The sequence below is a fragment of the Paracoccus chinensis genome, assembly GCF_900102885.1.
In the GTDB taxonomy this organism is placed as follows: domain Bacteria; phylum Pseudomonadota; class Alphaproteobacteria; order Rhodobacterales; family Rhodobacteraceae; genus Paracoccus; species Paracoccus chinensis.
On record NZ_FNGE01000052.1, the window covers coordinates 1 to 3,128 of the forward strand.

5 protein-coding genes are annotated in these 3,128 nt (G+C 61.9%); 2 read left to right on the top strand and 3 right to left on the bottom strand.

Annotated features, from left to right (window positions below; all coding sequences use genetic code 11):
- Both mobQ and BLQ03_RS18165 read left to right on the top strand, forming a co-directional pair.
- Positions 1 to 942: MobQ family relaxase (gene mobQ / locus BLQ03_RS18960; RefSeq protein ID WP_245689002.1), on the top strand; the 942-nt coding region annotated here is incomplete at its 5' end.
- A gap of 174 nt (positions 943 to 1,116) precedes the next feature.
- Positions 1,117 to 1,701: a hypothetical protein gene (locus BLQ03_RS18165; RefSeq protein WP_139166809.1), complete on the top strand. Its 585-nt coding sequence runs from the start codon at positions 1,117 to 1,119 to the stop codon at positions 1,699 to 1,701.
- Positions 1,702 to 1,902: 201 nt separating this feature from the next.
- On the opposite strand, the gene BLQ03_RS17465 is transcribed toward BLQ03_RS18165, so the two are convergent.
- The 3 genes from BLQ03_RS17465 to BLQ03_RS17475 form a co-directional block, all read right to left on the bottom strand.
- Complete coding sequence (locus BLQ03_RS17465; RefSeq protein WP_090757566.1) at positions 1,903 to 2,316, bottom strand: DUF2442 domain-containing protein; 414 nt, start codon at positions 2,314 to 2,316, stop codon at positions 1,903 to 1,905.
- Positions 2,303 to 2,551 carry a DUF4160 domain-containing protein gene (locus BLQ03_RS17470; protein WP_090757567.1) on the bottom strand — a complete coding sequence of 83 codons (249 nt, stop codon included), beginning with the start codon at positions 2,549 to 2,551 and terminating at the stop codon, positions 2,303 to 2,305. The genes BLQ03_RS17465 and BLQ03_RS17470 overlap by 14 nt, the downstream gene beginning before the upstream one ends.
- A 61-nt stretch (positions 2,552 to 2,612) precedes the next feature.
- Positions 2,613 to 3,128: type ISP restriction/modification enzyme (locus tag BLQ03_RS17475; protein WP_342672033.1), on the bottom strand; the 516-nt coding region annotated here is incomplete at its 5' end.

A 3,128-nucleotide genomic window follows, 5' to 3' on the forward strand; every position in this document is an offset into this window, starting at 1 on the left:
TACCGGGCGCGCAGCGGCGTCGAGCATGTGGAAATCCTCGCCCCTGCCCATGCGCCGGACTGGGTCCATGACCGCGCCGCGCTGTGGAACCGGGTGGAGGCCGCCGAGACCCGCAAGAACAGCCAGCTCGCCCGCGAAATCCGCGTGGCCCTGCCCGCCGAGCTGAGCCATGAGGCGCGCGTCGCGCTGGTCCGCGACTTCTGCCAGCGGTCCTTCGTGGACCGCGGCATGGTCGCGGACATTGCGCTCCACGCGCCGGGACTCACGGGCGACGAGCGCAACCACCACGCCCATATCCTGCTGACCACCCGCGAGATCGACGCAGACGGCTTCACCACCAAGAACCGCGACTGGAACGCCGTAGCGGTGCTGGAGGATTGGCGGGAGGCCTGGGCGCAGGATTGCAACGCCGCCCTGGAGCGGGCGGGCCACGCGCTGCGGATCGACCACCGGACGCTGGAGGCACAGCGCACGGAGGCGCTGGAGCTGGCGGCCGAGGCACGGGAGCGCGGCGACGAGGTCGAGGAGCTGGTGCAGACGGTGCGGGCCGTGGAACTGGACCGGGAGCCGTTGCCGCAGCTCTCGCTCGGGGCGTGGCAGCTCAAGGAGCGCGGGATCGAGGTCGCCGCCGTCCGGGTGTGGCACGAGGTCCGGGAGCGCGCCCTTGAGGTCGGGCGGGTGGCCCAGGAGCTGGCCGGTCACGCCCGCGAGTGGCTCGGGCGGGTGGCCGAGCGGGCGCTGGAGGCCCTGGAACCGGCACAGGATGCCTGGGGCGACTTCTTTGCGGAAGCCGCGCAGGGCGGGCTGCGCGACGACTTGGCGCGCGATCTGGAGCGGGAACGGCAGGTGGCGGCACAGGCCGAACGCACCCGCCAGCTGGAGCTTGTAAAGGAGCGCGAGGCCCATGCGCGCCGCGACGACGAGCTGGGCCACGAGCTGTAGCCCATGAGCCGGGCAGGCCCGCCCCTCCGATCTGTGAGGTCTCCGGGGCGGGCCTGCCCTACCGGGGCTTGGAGTCAGGTGCAGACAGTTGTTTTGAATCACCCCTGCGGGCGTCCTTTATAGGCTGCTTCGAATACTTGATAACGTAGTCAAAATCAGTAATTCGAGATATAAATGAGCAAGGCAATCTCTCCAGAAACCAAGAAAATATCCATCCCCATTGGAGGGTTGTTTATTGTAGCCTTCATCACTGCAAAGATTCTGTACGACATCTTTCCCAGCAATGTCATTATCAATAGGTTTGGACAGGCTATCAGGCACTATCTGCCCGTCCTGGAAAGGCGTTATAACTACTCACTTGAAGCCTTTGGCTTTGCTTCTGCAAACTGGCAAGTGACGTATATGGCAGGAATTATACTGGTTTGCGTTGTGAGCTTCTTCTACTCACTGCTCGTCAGGTTTTCGGACTCTGAGTTGCTCATGATGCATGCTCGTTACGTTCCCACAAAAAGACGCTCAGCAATCGCTCTAATCATAATCTCTACTGTCACATTGATGCTTTTTGTTATTGTTGTTTTTTATCCTTGGATGCCAAAGTTAATTAGTGAACCTAGTCGATATGGGCCGCTTTATCGAGTGGTCCCAGATGGAGTATCTTGGTCTAATGGCTGGGATGCCTTGATTTTTTACACAGCATCACAAACAGGCGTTTTCATCAGGGGATTAATCGTCATCATGAGACCTCCGCAATGCAAGTGATACCTGGATTCAAACCTTGACGTGCACAACGAGCGCTGACAATTGGACCTGCAGCGGGAAATTGAGCGTGAAGCCCACGAACAGAGGCAGCACCGGCAGCGTGACCACGATCATGGGCTGGATCACTGACCCCGCCTGCCTTTACCCGCTTCGATCACTGGTGTCTGCGCGGGCAAGGGCAAGCTGCTCAACCTCTCAGCTTCAGAGCGAGGTCGAGCGGGGCGGGCGTCCGCCCTTGCGCCCATTTGCACGGGCGGCATCCGCCTTGGCTTTGCTGGTTGCCCTGCCGCCGGTTGCGCCGAGCTGCGCGGCCATCCATCGCCGCGTTCCGAACACGCCCTGCATGAGCGCAGGCACATAGACATCAGCGTCCAGCCGGGGCCAGTGCAAGCCGAGGCCAGCCGGGCTGATCTCGATCTCGGCCAGGTCGTCGGCCCCGGCTTCTGCCAGTTCCTCCAGCAGATGCACGGGCACCATGATGACGACGCCGTTGCTTAGACCGACGACCAAGCGGTTCTGGTGGGCGTCATATTCGGCGCTGACGGCATAGCCGTTCCGACGCACTTCCTCGCCTCGGAGGACGGCGGCTTGGAACTCCTGCTCAGAAATCTCCATGAATCTCGCTCCACTTGGGGCAGAGGACGGACAGATGCGCAGCCAGCTCTTTCAGGATGCGCAGTTCGCCATGCCGTGAGAACCCGTAGCTTTCCCGCAGATGCGGCGGGCCGTCCGGGCAGTTCAGCACGAAGACTGCCTCTCCCTCGGCCCCGATGACGTGGACATGAGCGGGGCGATGATCGGCGGGGTAGATGACCACCCGCAGGCCATCGAGGCGAAGAACAGTCGGCATGGCGGCACCTTACCATAAACCCAAGCGGTTGGTAATTGGTTTCATGGAACAGCCGTAGCCGTTACGCTGGAGCATCCAGCGTCATGCTGATCGTCCCCATGATCCTGTCTGTCTCGGCCAGGATCTTCAGGATGCGCTGGTAGTGCTTCACGTCCTCGAAGCTGAGGGGGCGGCCCTTGCGGTCCTTCAGCCATTTCTGGGCGGGCTGATAGCCGCCGATGAAGAAACCCCAGGACACCTCAGGCGCGCTGTCGAAATACTGGGTGGCGTTGATCCAGACGCGGCCATCCTCGAAGCGGGGCTTGTCCACCACGTTGTCGCCGTCGCCTATGAAGGGATAGGGCGTCAGGCCGATGGCATCGGGGTTCATCAGGTGCAGCTTGCGCAACTCGGTGCCCTTGGCTGACACGTCCCAGAACTCGTCCGGCCTTGCCGGCCAAGGGATACGGGGGAAGTCGATCTTCAGGAACTCGGCATAGGTGTCCCGATAGGCCGGGCAGTGCAGTACGCCGTAGATGTAATCGAACACCTGCACCTCGTCAGGGGTGCCGTGTTCTCGGTGCGCTGCCAACTTCTG